1 protein-coding gene is annotated in these 328 nt (G+C 40.9%); it reads right to left on the reverse strand.

Translation table 11 applies throughout. The features are described from left to right. Nucleotides 1-141 precede the first annotated feature (141 nt). On the reverse strand, nt 142-312 hold the full coding sequence (rpmF, locus tag GQR38_RS20285; protein ID WP_165738080.1) for a 50S ribosomal protein L32: 171 nt from the start codon (nt 310-312) through the stop codon (nt 142-144). Nucleotides 313-328 lie beyond the last annotated feature (16 nt).

Here is a 328-nt window from a genome sequence, read left to right on the forward strand (position 1 = left end):
TTCTTGTTCGTTACCGACAATAATTATCAATAAGTTAGGATGACGTTCTAGGGATTTGTAACTGGCAGGTAAAGAAATATGGGGGCCAAAATCACCCCCCATGGCATCAAGCGCAACAGTAAATTTACGCAAAGTAATAACTTACTTTTCGATTACTTTTTTGCCTTTGTAGAAGCCGTCAGCAGTAACGTGATGACGACGGTGAGTTTCACCAGAAGTGCTATCAACAGTTAAAGATGGTGCACTTAGTGCATCATGTGAACGACGCATACCGCGTTTTGAAGGAGTCTTGCGACTTTTTTGTACTGCCATTTTTAAAATTCCTGCT

The organism is Pseudoalteromonas sp. c7(2019) (assembly GCF_011378625.1).
GTDB classification, from domain to species: domain Bacteria; phylum Pseudomonadota; class Gammaproteobacteria; order Enterobacterales; family Alteromonadaceae; genus Pseudoalteromonas; species Pseudoalteromonas arctica.